We start from the raw sequence: 14,944 nt of genomic DNA, 5'->3' as shown, positions 1-14,944 counted from the left end.
GGGCGAATGGGGTGGGAGTCGGATCCGCGACCGGGCTTCGCCCGGCGACTGCGGGCGTTGAAGGACGCCGCCGAGGTGTCGGTCCGTGAGCTGGAGATAGCCAGCAGCCGTACGCCGCGGCGCCGCGCGGGACAGGCGCCGTTGCGGCTGAAGCGCAGCACCATCGACGGCATGATCAGCAACACCCGGCCGGTACGACGGAGCGAGTGGCCCGATCGACCTCACCGACAAGGGCGATCCGGCCAAGGCACCGATCAGGGTGTTCCAGTACAGGGCCGACAACAGCTACATCCGCCTTGCCCACAAGATCGGCGAGAGGCCTACCTGAAGGCGGCTCCTCGTGACGCGTGAAATGCGTTGGCCCCGCGCGCATCGGGTGGGTTAGCGTTGCTGCCGTCACGCGCCAGGACGCCGCGAACTGCCCGCGCCCTGCGAGTCAGCGGATAGGAGATGCGGGATGACCGCTCAGCTCGTCGCGCTCTGCATCGACGCGCACGACCCACTCGGTCTCGCCCGCTTCTGGGCCGGAGTCCTGGGCTGGGAGATGACCGACGACCCCCGCGACGGCATCGTGCTCCTGCCGAACGACGACACCGGGTTCCGCATCCGCTGTCTCCCGACCCAGGAGAAGAAGACCGCCCAGAACCAGATCCACTTCGATCTGACGAGCGCGTCCCTCGAAGCCCAGCAGCAGACGGTGGACAGGGCGCTCGCTCTCGGCGCGCGCCACATCGACGTCGGGCAACGCCCCGAAGAGGGTCATGTGGTGCTCGCCGACCCGGAAGGCAATGAGCTCTGCGTCATCGAGGCGGGCAACAACTTCCTCGCCGACTGCGGGTTCATCGGAGCGCTTTCGTGCGACGGCACGCAGGAGGTCGGCTACTTCTGGAGCGAGGCGCTGGGCTGGCCGCTGGTCTGGGACCAGGACCAGGAGACCGCGATCCGCTCGCCGCACGGCGGTCCGAAGATCACGTGGGGCGGTCCTCCGGTGGCGCCGAAGACCGGGAAGAACCGGCTCCACTTCGACCTCGCTCCCCCTGCCGGCGGTGATCAGCAAGCTGAGGTCGACCGCCTGGTCTCCCTCGGAGCCACGCGCGCCGACATCGGCCAGCGCGAGGTCAGCTGGGTGGTGATGGCCGATCCCGACGGCAACGAGTTCTGTGTGCTGACCCCCCGATAGCGCCCGCCGCCGGCATCTCGCGCGACCCCTGCGGACGTCCGAGGCCGGGCGTCACCAGCCCGGTCTCGTAGGCGACGATCACCGGGCTGAGCCCGGTCGCGCGAGCCCCGGTTCCCGGACAAGCGCGGCGCGGTCACGCGAGGCCGGCTCCACGCGCTCTATCCGTGGCCGCGGAGTCAGCGAAGTGACTCCCGGTCCGCGCCGCGACCCCACGCTCAGCCAGGGACTGGTTGTCCCTGGTTGCGGGTGGGCACGTTCCCTACGCTGGTGAACGTGATCGACCGCGCCGGGCTTGCCGACTTCCTCCGCCGTCGCCGGGATCTGCTGCGCCCGGCCGACGTCGGCCTGCCCGACGGCGTGCGGCGCCGCGCGCCGGGCCTGCGGCGTGACGAAGTGGCAGCGCTGGCCGGCATGTCCAGCGACTACTACGCCCGGCTGGAGCAGTGCCGTGGCGCCAATCCTTCCGAGCCGATCGTGGCCGCCCTGGCCCGCGCGCTCCGCTGCGACCTGGACGAACGCGACCACCTCTTCCGCATGGCCGGGCTGGCGCCCCCGGCGCGCCGCGCCGGCCGCCACGTCCGCCCGGGGCTGATCAGCCTGGCCGGCCGGCTCACCGACGTCCCGGTCTGCATCTGCACCGACCTGCACGAGGTGCTGTGGCAGAACGCCCTCGCCGACATCGTGCTGGGACGTCATGACGACCATGCCGGCCGTGTGCCGATCGCGTGGCGATGGTTCACCGAGCCGGCGGTGCGCGGCCGGTTCCCGGAAGAGGACTGGCCACGGCATTCACGCGCGCACGTCAACGATCTGCGAGCGACGTACTCACGCCGCGCAGGCGAGGCCGACATCGTGGAGCTGGTGCACGGGCTGCTGAAACGGAGCGCGGAGTTCCGCGGGCTCTGGGAACGGCACGAGGTCGCGGTGCGCCGTTTCGACCGCAAGCGATTCCTGCACCCGGAGGTCGGAGTGCTCCACCTGACCTGCGAAGTGCTGCTCACCCCCGAAGAAGACCTCACGATGCTGGCGTTCTTCCCGACCGAGGGCACCGACGCGCAGGAGAAGCTCGACCTGTTGCGGGTCATCGGGTCGCAGCGGTTCCAGACGACCGCATGACGGGTGCGCCCGCCCCTGTACGAGTAGTTCCGATGTGATCAGTGGTCGAAGGCGACGAGCGATCTGGCGATAGGTGCGCCGGTGGTGTGGTCGTGCCAGATGGCGGCGGCCATCGCCAGGATCCGCTGCGCGACGCGGACGGCTGGACGCCGCGTGCAGCCAGTCGGCCTCGAACTCGCGGGAGGCGAATCCCTTGTCGGCGATCAGCAGCAGGCCGGGCCGGTTGGCTGCCGGCTGCGGCTCCCGGTCCGGTATCGCCGCCAGCACCTCGCGCTCGTCGGCCTTCGGGCCGGCCAACGCCGAGGTGATCGGCATGCCCGCCGGGGTGCTGACCCAGGAACAGCCGCAGCCTCAGGAGAAGCGGCTGTATCCGCAGGCGGCCCAGCCCGCCAGATCGGAGCGCTTGACGGTGGGCCGTGAGCGGCCGCATTCCACCGGGGTGGAGTCGGTAATCCACATGAGCCTTGGCTGACCCCGCCCGTGCCGGAGACGGTAGGTCTTCCTTGCACGATGATCGGCCGGAGAGACTTGGACACACTCGCCGTCGTCCCGGGCCAGCACCGGCACGGACCTCGGAATTGCTCGTCTAGTACGTGATCTGGAAGGTGGCGTCCTGTCTGCCCTGCGCGTCCGTGATCGGGTCGATGCGGAGCAGGTAGCCGAGGTGGCGGAGGTAGCGGTCGGGGTGGTTGTGGGAGCGGAACGACGTCCAGGCGCCGTCGGCCAGGCCGGCGGTGCGGTGGAAGGTGGCATCCGCCCGGAACGTCGCGGTGCCGTCGTCCGGGTCGAGCCTGACGGCGAGGTCGGCGTGCCGCAGATAGCGGCCGGGGAAGTTCACCGACTCGATCGACACTCCGGCGGGGTCGGCCAGGCCGGGCACGAGTCGCCACTGCTGGTCGGCCGTCGGGTCCATCGGGAAGGGGTCGAGCCGGGCGACATTGTCGGCGTGGCGGACGTACCGGCCGGGGAAGTTGTACGACTTGAGCCGGTTCCACTGCGGCGCTCCCCACCGGCTGACCAGCGCGGCCCGCTCGGCCTCGTTGATCGGGGCGATGGTGGCGTGCTTGGCGTTGATCGGCGCGGTGTAGGCGCGCTGGCCGAGCGGCGCCCAGGAGCCGCCCTCGACGTCGGCTGACCGCCAGGCGTAGAAGACCGCGTTGGCCGGCGAGAATGAGTCACCCCACAGCCAGAACGTGTTGCCCGCGTTCGATTCGACCAGGATGGGCGCTTCGATCGCGTCGCCCTGCCGCAGGCCGCCGGTCAGCGTGGTGAAGCTGTTGGGCGCCCCGGTGGTGGAGCGGGCCACGTACAGGTTGCCGTCGGCGAGGTTCTTGTAGGCCAGGTAGAACGCGCCGTCGTGCACCAGCACGTCGCCGTCGAGAACGTTGAAGCCCGGGTCGAAGAACACCTGGGGCGTACCCATGTCGACGAAGTCGGTGGTGTAGTTGACCATGAGCACGTCGCGGGTGCCGTTGCTGGCCGAGTAGATGACGGCGTACTGGTCGCGTGACGGCACCCAGAAGGCCTCGGGCGCCCACGCGTGCGTGTTCATGCCGTGCAGGCGCACCCGCCGGTAGCCGGTGAAGCCGGTGAGGTTCACCGAGTCCCACACGTGGATGTACTGGTTGTTCAGGTTGAACACGCGGCCCTTCAGGTCGGTGGCCAAGACCACGAACGTGCCGTCCTGCTTGCGCAGGATGTACGGGTCGCGCAGCCCCTGCATCCCGGCCGTCGGCGTGGCCACGGGGTTGTTCTGGTTGAGCGGTGTCCAGGAGAGACCGTCGGAGCTGACGGCCAGGTGCAGCGCGTAGCTGTCACCTGACTGGTTCGGCGACTCCTTGAAGTAGCCCATCACGTAGGCCGAGTACGTCGCGGCCCGTGCGGAGGGAACGGTGACGAGGCAGGCCAGCAGTGCCGCCACGACGGTGAGGAGGGTTGTTCTGCGCAGGGACACGACGGGCACCCTTCACGAGAAATGATTCGGCGATATGTGAGCGTTAACATTTTCTGGCCGCGCGAATGCCGGCGGAACGGCAATCAGAAACAGGGCCGATCGACGGGCATTCACGGTGCCGGCGTGCTGCAGCCGAGTGAAAACTCCGAGACCGAGATTGTCAAGAGGCAGTTATGAAACACGTCGCCGTTACGGATGAGCCGACTTTCCGGGTATTGACCGCCGCGATAATAGCGATCACACTGCTGAACACCAACGTTAACCATGCCCTTTCCGCAGAAGGAATGTTAACGCTAACAGAACGGCAGAAAGAGGCACCGCACCATCCCACTCCCCGAGGAGACCTCCATGCCGACATCCCTTTCCCGGCTGGGCGCCGTGCTGACCGCTGCTTGCCTGGTGTTCACGTCGTTTTCGTTGACCAGCCAGAGAAGTGCGGCCGCCCTCGAACCGTTCACCGGCTACCTGATGGCGCACTTCACCGGGGAGTCGGCGGACGGCGAGCAGATCTACCTCGCCCACAGCGACGACGGCCTGCGCTGGACCGACCTCAACCACGGCAGGCTCGTCCTGCGATCCACCGTCGGCACGCGCGGCGTGCGCGACCCCGCCCTCGTACGCTCCCCCGCCGGTGACCGCTACTGGATCGTCGCCACCGACCTGCGCATCGCCGGCGGCACCTCCTGGGGTGACGCCGCCAACCGGGGCAGCACCTCGCTCGTCGTGTGGGAATCGCGCGACCTGGTGAACTGGTCGGCACCGTGGCTGATCAACGTCGCGGGCGCCATCCCCGGCGCCGGCAACGCCTGGGCGCCCGAGGCCATCTACAACCCGGCGACCGGCGATCACGTGCTGTACTGGGCCACGAACTCACCCCGCAACGGCGTCACCAAACACCGCATCTGGTATGTGCGCACCAGCGACTTCCGTTCCTTCACCGCGCCCCAGCTCTACATCGAGCGCGGCGGCACCCAGGGCCTGATCGACACCCAGATCATCGAGGTGCCCGACAGCGTCGGCGGCTACCGCTACTACCGCGCATCGGCCGACGGCCACATCACCATCGAGGCCGCCAACACGATCCTGGGCTCGTGGACCACTCTCGGGAATCTGTCGCACCTGGGCATCTCGAACGGCACCGGCGGCGGCAACGTCGTGGAGGGCCCGATGTGGGCGCAGTTCAACGGCCGCAGCGAATGGGCACTGTGGCTCGACCAGTTCGCCACCGGGCGCGGCTACATGCCCATCACCTCGACCAATCTGGGCAGCACCCGGAACTTCCGCACGCGCTCCGACTACAACCTCGGCGCCGCCCGTAAGCGCCACGGCTCCGTACTCAACCTGACCGCCGCCGAGGAGAGCCGTGTACTCGGCCGCTGGGGCGCCACCGTGCCGATCAGCCGCATCCAGTCCTACAACGTCCAGGACCGCTACATCCGGCATGCCGACTTCGACGTGCGCATCGACGCGAACGTCAGCCCGGCCCAGGACGCCCAGTTCAGGCTGGTGCCGGGACTGGCGGACGCGTCCGGCTCCGTGTCGTTCGCGTCGGTGAACTTCCCCGGCCACTACCTGCGGCACTACGGCTTCGACTTCGTGCTCGCGCAGGACGACGGCACCGCCACCTTCGCTGCGGACGCCACGTTCCGCCAGGTCGCCGGGCTCGCCGACGCGTCGTGGACGTCGTTCCGGTCCTTTAACTACCCCGACCGGTACGTACGGCACTTCGATCACCTGCTCCGGCTCGACCCGATCAACGACGCTCAGGGCCGCGGCGACGCCACTTTCCGGGTGACCGCAGGCTGAACGACAGGGCCGCTCACATCGTGCTCACACCCGGAACGCGGGTTCGTCCACGCCCCGGCCGGCATCGACTGCGCGTGCGGGATCAACCGCGCATCGCCACCCGGTAGAGAGCGGCAAGCGCGTCGTCGATGGGGTGGCGCTGCGGCCTCCCCGAGGCGTCGAGCCTGTTCCACCTCTGCAGGTTGATCGCGATGGACATCTGCCGCTCGCCGTCGGCGCGGGTCATGGACATCGTTCCGCCGCCCCAGACCGTGCCGCCATGGCCCCAGAAGGTGCCGCCGCCGGGGACCTCCGTCGGGTGCAGGCCGAGACCGTAGTCGATCACCTTTCCCTCCTGGGAGATGACCGGGACGGTGCGCTGCATCTGCGCCAGCGACGACGGCGGGACGATCTTCCCGGCGAGCAGCATGCCGTAGAAGCGGTTGAGATCCGCCACGGTCGATGTCAGCGAGGCCGACGGCCCCACCCACGACATGTCGTAGACGCTGTAGTCGCGCGGCGGGTCGACCATGCCGAACCACGCCTCGTAGATCTGCGAGTGCGGCCCCTGGACATGCGGTCCGTCCGGGAACCGGGTGTCCGGGAGCCCAGCGCGGTCAATGACGTTCCGGGTGATCAGCTTCTCCGCGGGGGTGCCGGTCACGTGTTCCAGAAGCCGGCCGAGGAGCAGGTAGTTGGTGTTGGAGTACACCCCCGGGGTGCCGCCCGGCGCGCCGACGGCAGGTGCCGTGACTCCCATCTCGATCAGGTCGGCGGGGTGGAACCGCGTGAACCGGTGGTCGTCCAGGCTCTCGGGCGCCGTGTCCGCCAAGGAGGGGAACGCCTTGAGGGACGGGTAGGCATGGGGGAGGTATTCGGCGAGGCCGCTGGTGTGGTTGATCAACATCCGGACCGTGATCGCGTCGCCGCGTTCTCCAGGGACCAGCCGCGGCAGGTAGTGGCCGATCGACGTGTCGAGCCCGATCTGACCGCTCTCGGCCAGCTGCAGCACCGCGGCGGCGGTGAAGGTCTTGGTGACGCTGCCGACGCGGTGCCACATGCCGGCCGTGACCGGACGGCCGGTGGCGACATCGGCGACCCCGGCGGCACCCCGCCAGACCTGGTCGCCGTCGCGCACCTCGGCGAACAGTCCCGGCATCCCCGCGCGGTGGACGTTCTCCATGGCGGTTTCCAGCGCCACGGCATCGAGGGGGTTCTTCACGACATGTGTCCTCTCGTCCTGAGTGAATCGGTTTCCCTGCCCCCATTATGCACGCGGTGCGTGCAACAGTGAGCGCATAGGTTAGGTTGGTTCTGGACGAGAGGGGTGACATGGCAGGCCGAAGGCGTTGGTCGACCGAAGAGATCCTGGACACGGCGGCGGAGTTGCTCCGCACGAGCGACGCCGAGTCCTTCAGCGTGCGCCGGCTCGCCGCGGCCCTCGGGACCGACTCCTCCAGCCTCTACCGGCACTTCCGCAACAAGACCGAGCTGTTGCGCGCGGTCACCGACCGGATCCTCATCGCCGCCATGGACGGCTACCGCCCCGAGGGCGACTGGAAACAGCGCATCACCACCGTGGCCACGCGGTTGAGGGAGGCCTTCGCCCGGCATCCCCAGGTCGCCGCGATCTGGGCACGCTACGTGTCAGGCGGCACCGGTTCCCGGCTGGTCATCGAGGAGACGCTGCAGGCCCTGCGGGCATCGGGCCTGCCCGACGAGGAGATCCCGGCCCACTACCACCGGCTCGCGATCCTCCTCTCGGCGTTGATCTCCTCCGAGGCGGCGGCCGGCGGCATCACTCCCGAAGAGCACGAACAGGGCCTCGAGTCGTTCCGCGTCGCGGTGCTGGGCGCCGACCCCGCCCATTTCCCCGCCCTGGCCCATTTCTCCCGCGACATCCGCCCTCTGTCCGAAAACCGCCACGCCGCGTTCGAAGCGATCCTCGCCGCCCAGCTCGCCATGATCGAGGCCAGGATCTCCCCGGCCCGCCCCGCCGACGGACACGAGCTCCCGTGACGACGCAGGTCAAGGCCGGGCAAGCAAGGTCGTTCCCTCGGCGGTTCACCTAGGCCCGCGGCCGGCTCCTGCTTATCGTGAGCGCCTGTTTCCTAGGAGAGCGGACGTGGCATGCTCGATCGGCGTTCTCGGCGCCGCCATGCGGCCATGCGGTCCGTACGCGTGCGGGGTGGAGTGGAATGAGCGGGTCACGATACTCCCGGGTGGCGGGGGTGGCGGCGCATGTGCCGGATGGCAGCCTGACGACGGCACAGCTGGAAGACCTGCTGGCCGAGCGCAATCCCGGCATCGACATTCCGCGCGGCCTGATCGAACGGCACAGCGGGGTGAAACGCCGCCATGTCGCCCCGCCGGAGTGCCTGGCATCGGATCTGGCGGCGGCGGCCGCAAGCCGGCTGCTGCGGCAGACCGGGCACACGCCGCCCGCGATCGACCTGATCATCTACGCGGGCGTGTCCGGCGACGCCGTCGAACCCGCGACGGGACACATGGTGGCGGCCAAGCTGGGCGCCGGCTGCCCCGTCTTCGACGTACGAGACGCGTGCAACAGCGTCCTGCGGGCGATTCACCTCGCCGACGCGCTCATCACCGCCGGCCATCACCGTACGGTCCTCATCGTCTGCGGCGAGGTCATCACCTCGAGCATCCAGTGGCACGTGGAGTCGCGGGAGGACTTCGAGCCGGCGATCCCGTCCTACACGGTCTCGGATTCGGGCACGGCGCTGCTGCTGGAGCTCAGCGGCACCCCTGGCGTGCTCGGGCATGCGTTCGGCGCGAACTCCGCGGACTGGCAGGCCTCCATCATGCCGTTCGTCCGTGGCACCTCGGGCGGGTTCCGTACCGGACCTTTCACCATCGATCCGGTGGGCCTGGCCATAGGCGTGCAGAAGCTGGACTTCGGCGTGCTGCGGAAGCCTCTGGCGGAGCGCGGGCTCGGCTGGGACGACATGGCCGTGGTGTGTGTGCATCAGCCGTCGCTGGCGGCGCTGCACTGGGGCTGCGAGCTCATGGGGGCTTCCCCTGGCAAGGCCGAGATCACGATCGTCGAGCACGGCAACCTCGCCGCCTCCACGCTGCCGATGCAGTTGCACCTGGCCGAGCGGGCCGGCCGGCTGAAGCGGGGTGACCTCGTCGCCCTGGTGGGCGTGGCCAGCGGGCTCAGCGCGGGCACCGTGCTGCTGCGCTGGTAAGAGCCGCGCGCGAAGGGCGTGTCTCGGCTCGGCGGACCGCGGCCGTGGCGACCGCGTACGGAACCGCCGCGCCGCAGCGGGCTCACTCGTTGCAGTCCCCGCCGCCATCGCATAGTAGTTGATCACTTGCGGTGAGTGACATAGAGGGGAGCTGGCGCGCATGAGCGGTACCAAGGGGACGGACACGGCGGTGGCGGTGATCGGCGTGGGCTGCCGCCTGCCGGGCGGCATCACCGACATGAACGGCCTCTGGCACGCCCTGGAGCAGGGCTCTGACCTGGTAGGGCAGGTGCCGCCCGACCGCTTCGACGCCGATCGCTTCGTGGACGAGCACACGCCCCGCCCGGGCAAGAGCTACACGCGGGCAGGCGGTTTCCTCGACGACATCGCCGGCTTCGACGCCGCCTACTTCAAGATCTCACCCAAGGAGGCGGCCGCCATGGATCCCCAGCAGCGCCTGCTGCTGGAGATGACAGCCGAGGCACTGGACGACGCGGGCGTGGATCCGGCGGCGCTCGCCGGAAGCGACACCGCGGTGTTCGTCGGCATCTCCGACACCTCCTACGGCTTCCAGCAGATGCTGGAGAAACAGGCCGTCACCCCCTACACCATGGCGGGCGCCACGCTGTCGATCGCGGCCAACCGCATCTCCCACACCTTCGACCTGCACGGCCCCAGCATGGCGGTGGACACCGCGTGCTCGTCCTCCCTGCTGGCGGTGGAGCGCGCCTACCGGACACTGCTCGGCGGCACCAGCAGGCTGGCGCTGGCCGGTGGCGTGAACGTGCTGGTGTCACCCGGCGGCTTCACCGGGTTCAGCCAGGCGCAGATGCTCTCCCCCACGGGCCGGTGCGCCGCCTTCTCCGCCCATGCCGACGGGTTCGTACGGGCCGAGGGCGGAGGCGTGGTGGTGCTGAAGCGGCTGGCCGACGCGCTGGCGGACGGCGACCGTGTCCACGGCGTCATCGTCGGCGCCGGCACCAACAACGACGGCCGCACCATGGGGCTGGCGCTGCCCAACCCCGAGGCGCAGGAGGCGCTGCTGCGCCAGGTGTACGGGCCGGACGCACTCGACCCGGACGACCTGGTGTACGTGGAAGCGCACGGCACCGGCACCCAGGCCGGGGACCCGGCCGAATGCGAGGCGCTCGGCCGGGTGCTCGGCCGCGGACGTGCACGGGGGCCGTTGCCCATCGGGTCGGTCAAGTCGAACCTCGGCCATCTGGAGCCGGCTTCGGGCATGCCGGGACTGTTCAAGGCGCTGCTGGTGCTGCGGCACGGCAGGATTCCCGCCTCCCTGCACGCCGAGGAGCTCAATCCGCGCATCGACTTCGACGGCCTCAACCTGTCGGTGACGACGAAGGCCACCGCGGTGAGCGCACCCGACGGCGGGCGAGCGCTGGCGGGGGTGAACAGTTTCGGTTTCGGCGGCAGCAATGTGCACGTCACCCTCACCACGCCGCCCCCTCCAGCACGCCTCCCCGGGCCCGCGCCGGGCTCCGAGATGACGCGGCCGGTGCTGCCGGTGCTGGTGTCGGCCCAAACCGACAGGGCGTTGCGGCAGGCGATCGAACGCACCGCCGACCGTCTGGCGCGTCTGGGCGACGACGAGGATGCCTGGTACGACTGCGCCTACACCTCCACCCGCCGCCGGGGCGGCCACCTGCGCCGGGCGGTGGCGCTGGCGGACTCGCCCGCGCAGGCGGCCAGGGCGTTGCGCGGCCTGCTGGCCGATCAGCCCCGCGCGGGCGGCCCCGCGCGGGCGGCCGGTCCCGAGCGGGGGCAGGGCGCGGCGGCGACGGTGGACGCGGCCGAACACGGCCGGGTGGTGTTCGTCTTCTCCGGCAACGGCTCGCAGTGGGCGGGCATGGGCGCGGACCTGCTGGCCGCCGACGAGACCTTTCGCGCGGCGGTGCAGGAGGCCGACGCCGCGCTCCAGCCGTATCTGGGCTGGTCAGTGCTGGGCGAGATGGAGCAGCCGCCCCGGCGGTGGCGGCTGTCGGCGGCGGAGGTCGCCCAGCCCCTGTTGTTCGCCGTGCAGGCCGGGCTGCTGGCCGTGTTGCGCGCGGCGGGTGTCCACCCGGAGGCTGTGCTGGGCCACAGCGTGGGCGAGGTCGCGGCCGCCTACGCCGCCGGGGCGTTGCCGCTGGAGCAGGCCGCGCGCGTGATCGCGGCACGCGGCGCAGCGCAGGCCGCCACGATGGGAACGGGCCGGATGGCCGCCGTCGGGCTGCCGGAGGAGCGTGCCCGCGCCGTGCTGGCCCGCTATCCGGACGTGGAGGTCGCAGCGGTCAACACCGATCGCGACGTCACGCTCGCCGGGCCGGAGGGGCAGCTCAAGCAGCTCGGCGCGGATCTGGAGGCGGACGGCGTGTTCGTCCGTCACCTGGACCTCGACTATCCCTTCCACAGCGCCGCCATGGACGCCGTCCGCGAACCGCTGCTGCGGTCCCTGGACGGGGTGCGCCCCCGTCCCGCCGCCATCACGCTGCTGTCCACCGTGACGGGGCGCGCGCTGGAAGGAAGCGAGCTGACGGCCGGCTACTGGTGGCGCAACGTCCGCGAACCGGTACAGTTCGCGGACGCCGTCGACGGTGCGCTGGCGGGCGGCCACGACGTCTTCGTCGAAGTGGGGCCGCACCCGGTGCTCCGCTCCTACCTGCGCCGGATGACCACGCGGGCGCGCCGGCGCGCCCGCGTGGTGCCGACCCTGCGCCGCGAGCAGCCCGCCGCCATGGCGGCCGCGGTCGCGGAGATCATCGCCGCCGGCGCCCTGCTGGATTGGGACGTCTACTTCCCCCGTCCGGGCCGGGTCGTGTCCCTGCCGTCCTATCCGTGGCAGCGCGAGCGGTACTGGATCGGCGGCCCCGACACGTGGGCGCACTCCAGCGGCACAGGAGCGCTCCAGCATCCGCTGCTGGGCGAACGCCTGCCGGCCCCGCACCCCACCTGGCACGGCCCGATCGAACGCACGCCGGCGCCTTGGCTGGTCGACCACCGCGTAGGTGGCGTGCCCGTCCTGCCCGTCACCGCATATATCGAGATGGCGTTGTCGGCCGCCAGGCTGGCCATGCCGGAGGCCGGCCAAGCCGTGGAGGCCGACCGGGCGGCCGTCACCCGGGCGCTGGTCATCCCCGAATCGGCCGACGCCCCGCCGCTGTACGCGCAGACGTCATTGACGCCCGAGACCGGCGCGGTGGTCGTGACCAGCACCGACGATCTGGCGCTGCCGCCGCAGGAGCACTTCCGGGCACGTGTCCGGCCGCTGCTGCGGCCCTGCCCGCCGCCGCTGGACCTGGCCGCGCTGCGCGCCCGCATCACCGCCGAAGCCGACGTGGACGCCTTCTACCGGGACACCGCCCGCGGCGGGATGGCCTACGGGCCCGCCTTCCGGGTCCTGACCGGCCTGCGGCTGGGCGAGGGTGAGGTGCTGGCCGCCTACCGCGTGCCCGCGCAGGCCGAAGGCCGCTACCACGTGCACCCGGTGCTGCTGGACAGCGCGTTGCAGGCGGGCGTGGCCTGGCTCGTGGAGACCATGCTGCAGGGCAACGCCTTCATGCCCTCGGCCATCGGCGCGGTGCGGGTGTGGCGCGCCCCCGCCGCCGAGGGCGTCCTGTACGTACGCGAACGCGCGCGCAGCGATGACGAGGTGTGCTGGGACCTCCTGGTGGCCGACCCCGACGGCGCGGTCACGGTCGAGGTGGAGGGATGCCGGCTGCGGCGCACCCAGCTCAGCACGGTCCTGCCGCTGGAGCATTTCCGCACCGAGCTGCGCGCCCTGCCGCACGAGAACACGCCTGCCGCGCCATGGCCGCTGGCCGGCCCCATGGAGATCGTCGACGCCGTCGCCGGCGGGCTCGCCGATCTCCGTTCGGACTGGCGGGCCCTGGACTACGGCGGTTTCGCCGACCGTGCGGAGGCGTCGTTCGCGGCCGCCCTGGCCGCCGCCCTGGAGGAGATCCTCTGCCCGGCCGGCCGGGAGATCGGCGTGAGCGACCTGGTGCGGGCAGGGGTGACTGGGCGCGGCGTGGCGATGGTGCAGCACGCCCTTTCGCTGCTGGAGCGGCACAGCCTGGCCAGGCGCCTGGGCGAGGCCCGCTTCGAGCTGATCGGCCCGCACCGCGACGGCTCACCCGCCGGACGGGCCAGGCAGAACGAGGCGGCAACGTTCTTCGGGCAGGCGACGCCGTTCGCCGCCGAACAGGCTCTGACCGCGCTGTGCGTCCGGCACCTGGTTCCTGTCCTGCGCGGCGAGTACGACCCCGCCGAGCTGCTGCGTTCCGGCGGAGGCGCCGATCTGCTGGACCAGGTGCACGACATCGCGCCCCTGTGCCTGCACGGCAACCGGCTCATTCGCGCTCTGGCCGGGGAGATCGCCGCACGCTGGCCGGAGGACCGGCCGCTGCGCATCGTGGAGGTGGGCGCGGGGACCGGCGGCACGGCCGCCATGCTGCTGCCGATCCTGCCCGCCGACCGTACCCACTACCTGGTCACCGACGTTGACGAGGTGGTCCTGGCGCGGGCGCAACGGCGTCTGGCCGGATCCGACGTCGTGGAGTTCCGCCGCTTCGATCTCGACGCCGGCCCCGCCGAGCAGGGGTTGCCACCGGGCTCCTTCGACCTGGTGATCGCCGCACACGCCCTGCACCGGTCCGCTGACCTCGCGGGCACGCTCGCCCGCCTGTCCGAGCTCCTGGTGCCGGGCGGGCAGTTGCTGGCGGTCGAACCCCACCGGCCGCCCGTCGCGGCCTACGCCGGGATGCTGCCCGGCTACTGGGGCAACGCCGACCGCGAGCTGCGGCCACACTCGCCGCTGGTCGAGGCCGAGCGCTGGCCGCGAGTGCTGGCCCAGACGGGATACCGCGAAGTCGCGCACCTGACCGATGACGACGATCCCGGCCGCGCGGCGTGCTCGCTCCTGCTGGCCACGGCGGGCGGCACGGCCCCTGCCCCGCGGCGGCTCGCGCTCGACGCCGCGCAGACATGGGTCGTCGTCGCCGACCACGCGAAGGGCGGCGCCGACGACCCGTCGTCCGGCGGTCCGGCGCACGACCGCGCGCCCGCACAGGCCGGCGGTCCGGCGCACGACCGCTTGCCCGCACTGGCCGACGCGCTCGGCGACCTGATCGCCGGGCAGGGCCACGTCGAGCGGGCGGACGCCGGAGAGGACGCGGCGCGGTTGCTGGCGCGAGTGCCGCAGGGCGCCGCCGCGGTCACCTTCGTCCTCGTCGTGGACAGCCCGGCCGGCCACCGCGGCGGCGCCGCCTGCCCGCCCGAGGCCGTCGTCGAGGAGGTCACCGGCCACATCGCCACCGTGCGCGCCGTGGCTCAGGCGTGCACCCAGCTTCCGCCGTCCACAGCGGCGGCGTTGTGGCTGGTCACGAACGAGTGCGCGGCCGTACCCTGCCCTGTGCCCGGCGGCGGGGACACGCCGGTGGCCTCGGCCGTGTGGGGGGCGACCCGGACCCTGGCCAACGAGCAGCCCCGCGTGACGGTCCGTCGGGTGTCGGTGCACCGCGGCGGCAGCGCCGCCGGCGACGCGGAGCGGGTGTTCGGCGAGCTGGCCGGCCCCGGGCAGGAGGACGAGATCGTCCTGACCGGGCGGGGCCGCTTCGTCGCCCGCACGCGGCACACGCCCGCCCGCCCGCCCCGGCCCGCTGAAGGCCGTGGCCACCGGCTGGCGGTGCGCGATCCCGGGCC

General features: G+C 71.4%; 9 protein-coding genes and 1 pseudogene. 6 read left to right on the top strand and 4 right to left on the bottom strand.

Annotated features, from left to right (window positions below; translation table 11 throughout):
- A partial coding sequence (locus tag E1294_RS55140) for a hypothetical protein (protein ID WP_220448330.1) occupies window positions 1-182 on the bottom strand: 182 nt, incomplete at its 3' end.
- A 275-nt stretch (window positions 183-457) separates the two neighbouring features.
- Between E1294_RS55140 and E1294_RS46425 the strand changes: the two genes are divergently transcribed.
- Window positions 458-1,180, top strand: a complete 723-nt coding sequence (locus E1294_RS46425) for a VOC family protein (protein ID WP_132518263.1) — start codon at window positions 458-460, stop codon at window positions 1,178-1,180.
- Window positions 1,181-1,453: 273 nt separating this feature from the next.
- On the top strand, window positions 1,454-2,296 hold the full coding sequence (locus tag E1294_RS46420; protein WP_246083763.1) for a helix-turn-helix transcriptional regulator: 843 nt from the start codon (window positions 1,454-1,456) through the stop codon (window positions 2,294-2,296).
- Between the two features lie 38 nt (window positions 2,297-2,334).
- On the opposite strand, the pseudogene E1294_RS58595 reads toward E1294_RS46420, so the two are convergent.
- Window positions 2,335-2,755, bottom strand: a pseudogene (locus E1294_RS58595) (transposase family protein); the annotation flags it as partial.
- A gap of 127 nt (window positions 2,756-2,882) precedes the next feature.
- Window positions 2,883-4,250, bottom strand: coding sequence for a glycoside hydrolase family 43 protein (locus tag E1294_RS46410; protein WP_246083762.1), 1,368 nt, complete (start codon window positions 4,248-4,250; stop codon window positions 2,883-2,885).
- Window positions 4,251-4,598: 348 nt separating this feature from the next.
- On the opposite strand from E1294_RS46410, the gene E1294_RS46405 reads away from it, so the two are divergent.
- Window positions 4,599-6,056 (top strand): glycoside hydrolase family 43 protein, encoded by a 1,458-nt coding sequence (locus E1294_RS46405; RefSeq protein WP_132518259.1) that lies wholly within the window; start codon window positions 4,599-4,601, stop codon window positions 6,054-6,056.
- Window positions 6,057-6,138: 82 nt separating this feature from the next.
- On the opposite strand, the gene E1294_RS46400 is transcribed toward E1294_RS46405, so the two are convergent.
- Window positions 6,139-7,257: a serine hydrolase domain-containing protein gene (locus E1294_RS46400; protein WP_220448329.1), complete on the bottom strand. Its 1,119-nt coding sequence runs from the start codon at window positions 7,255-7,257 to the stop codon at window positions 6,139-6,141.
- Window positions 7,258-7,367: 110 nt separating this feature from the next.
- Here E1294_RS46400 and E1294_RS46395 point away from each other — a divergent pair, with 110 nt between their 5' ends.
- The 3 genes from E1294_RS46395 to E1294_RS46385 all read left to right on the top strand — a co-directional run.
- A complete protein-coding gene (locus E1294_RS46395) occupies window positions 7,368-8,054 on the top strand; it encodes a TetR/AcrR family transcriptional regulator (RefSeq protein WP_132518257.1) in 687 nt (228 codons plus the stop codon).
- A 179-nt stretch (window positions 8,055-8,233) separates the two neighbouring features.
- Window positions 8,234-9,244, top strand: a complete 1,011-nt coding sequence (locus tag E1294_RS46390; RefSeq protein ID WP_132518255.1) for a 3-oxoacyl-ACP synthase III family protein — start codon at window positions 8,234-8,236, stop codon at window positions 9,242-9,244.
- Between the two features lie 160 nt (window positions 9,245-9,404).
- Window positions 9,405-14,944: type I polyketide synthase (locus tag E1294_RS46385; protein WP_132518253.1), on the top strand; the 5,540-nt coding region annotated here is incomplete at its 3' end.

Origin of the sequence: Nonomuraea diastatica (assembly GCF_004349015.1) — a bacterium.
Taxonomy (GTDB): domain Bacteria; phylum Actinomycetota; class Actinomycetes; order Streptosporangiales; family Streptosporangiaceae; genus Nonomuraea; species Nonomuraea diastatica.
Note: the sequence above shows the minus strand (reverse complement) of the source record. Positions and strands in the feature narration are given on the sequence as shown.

Coding starts and splice junctions, on each gene's coding strand:
- E1294_RS46405 (WP_132518259.1), top strand. CDS start 4,599: ATGCCGACATCCCTTTCCCGGCTGGGCGCCGTGCTGACCGCTGCTTGC.
- E1294_RS46425 (WP_132518263.1), top strand. CDS start 458: ATGACCGCTCAGCTCGTCGCGCTCTGCATCGACGCGCACGACCCACTC.
- E1294_RS46390 (WP_132518255.1), top strand. CDS start 8,234: ATGAGCGGGTCACGATACTCCCGGGTGGCGGGGGTGGCGGCGCATGTG.
- E1294_RS46395 (WP_132518257.1), top strand. CDS start 7,368: ATGGCAGGCCGAAGGCGTTGGTCGACCGAAGAGATCCTGGACACGGCG.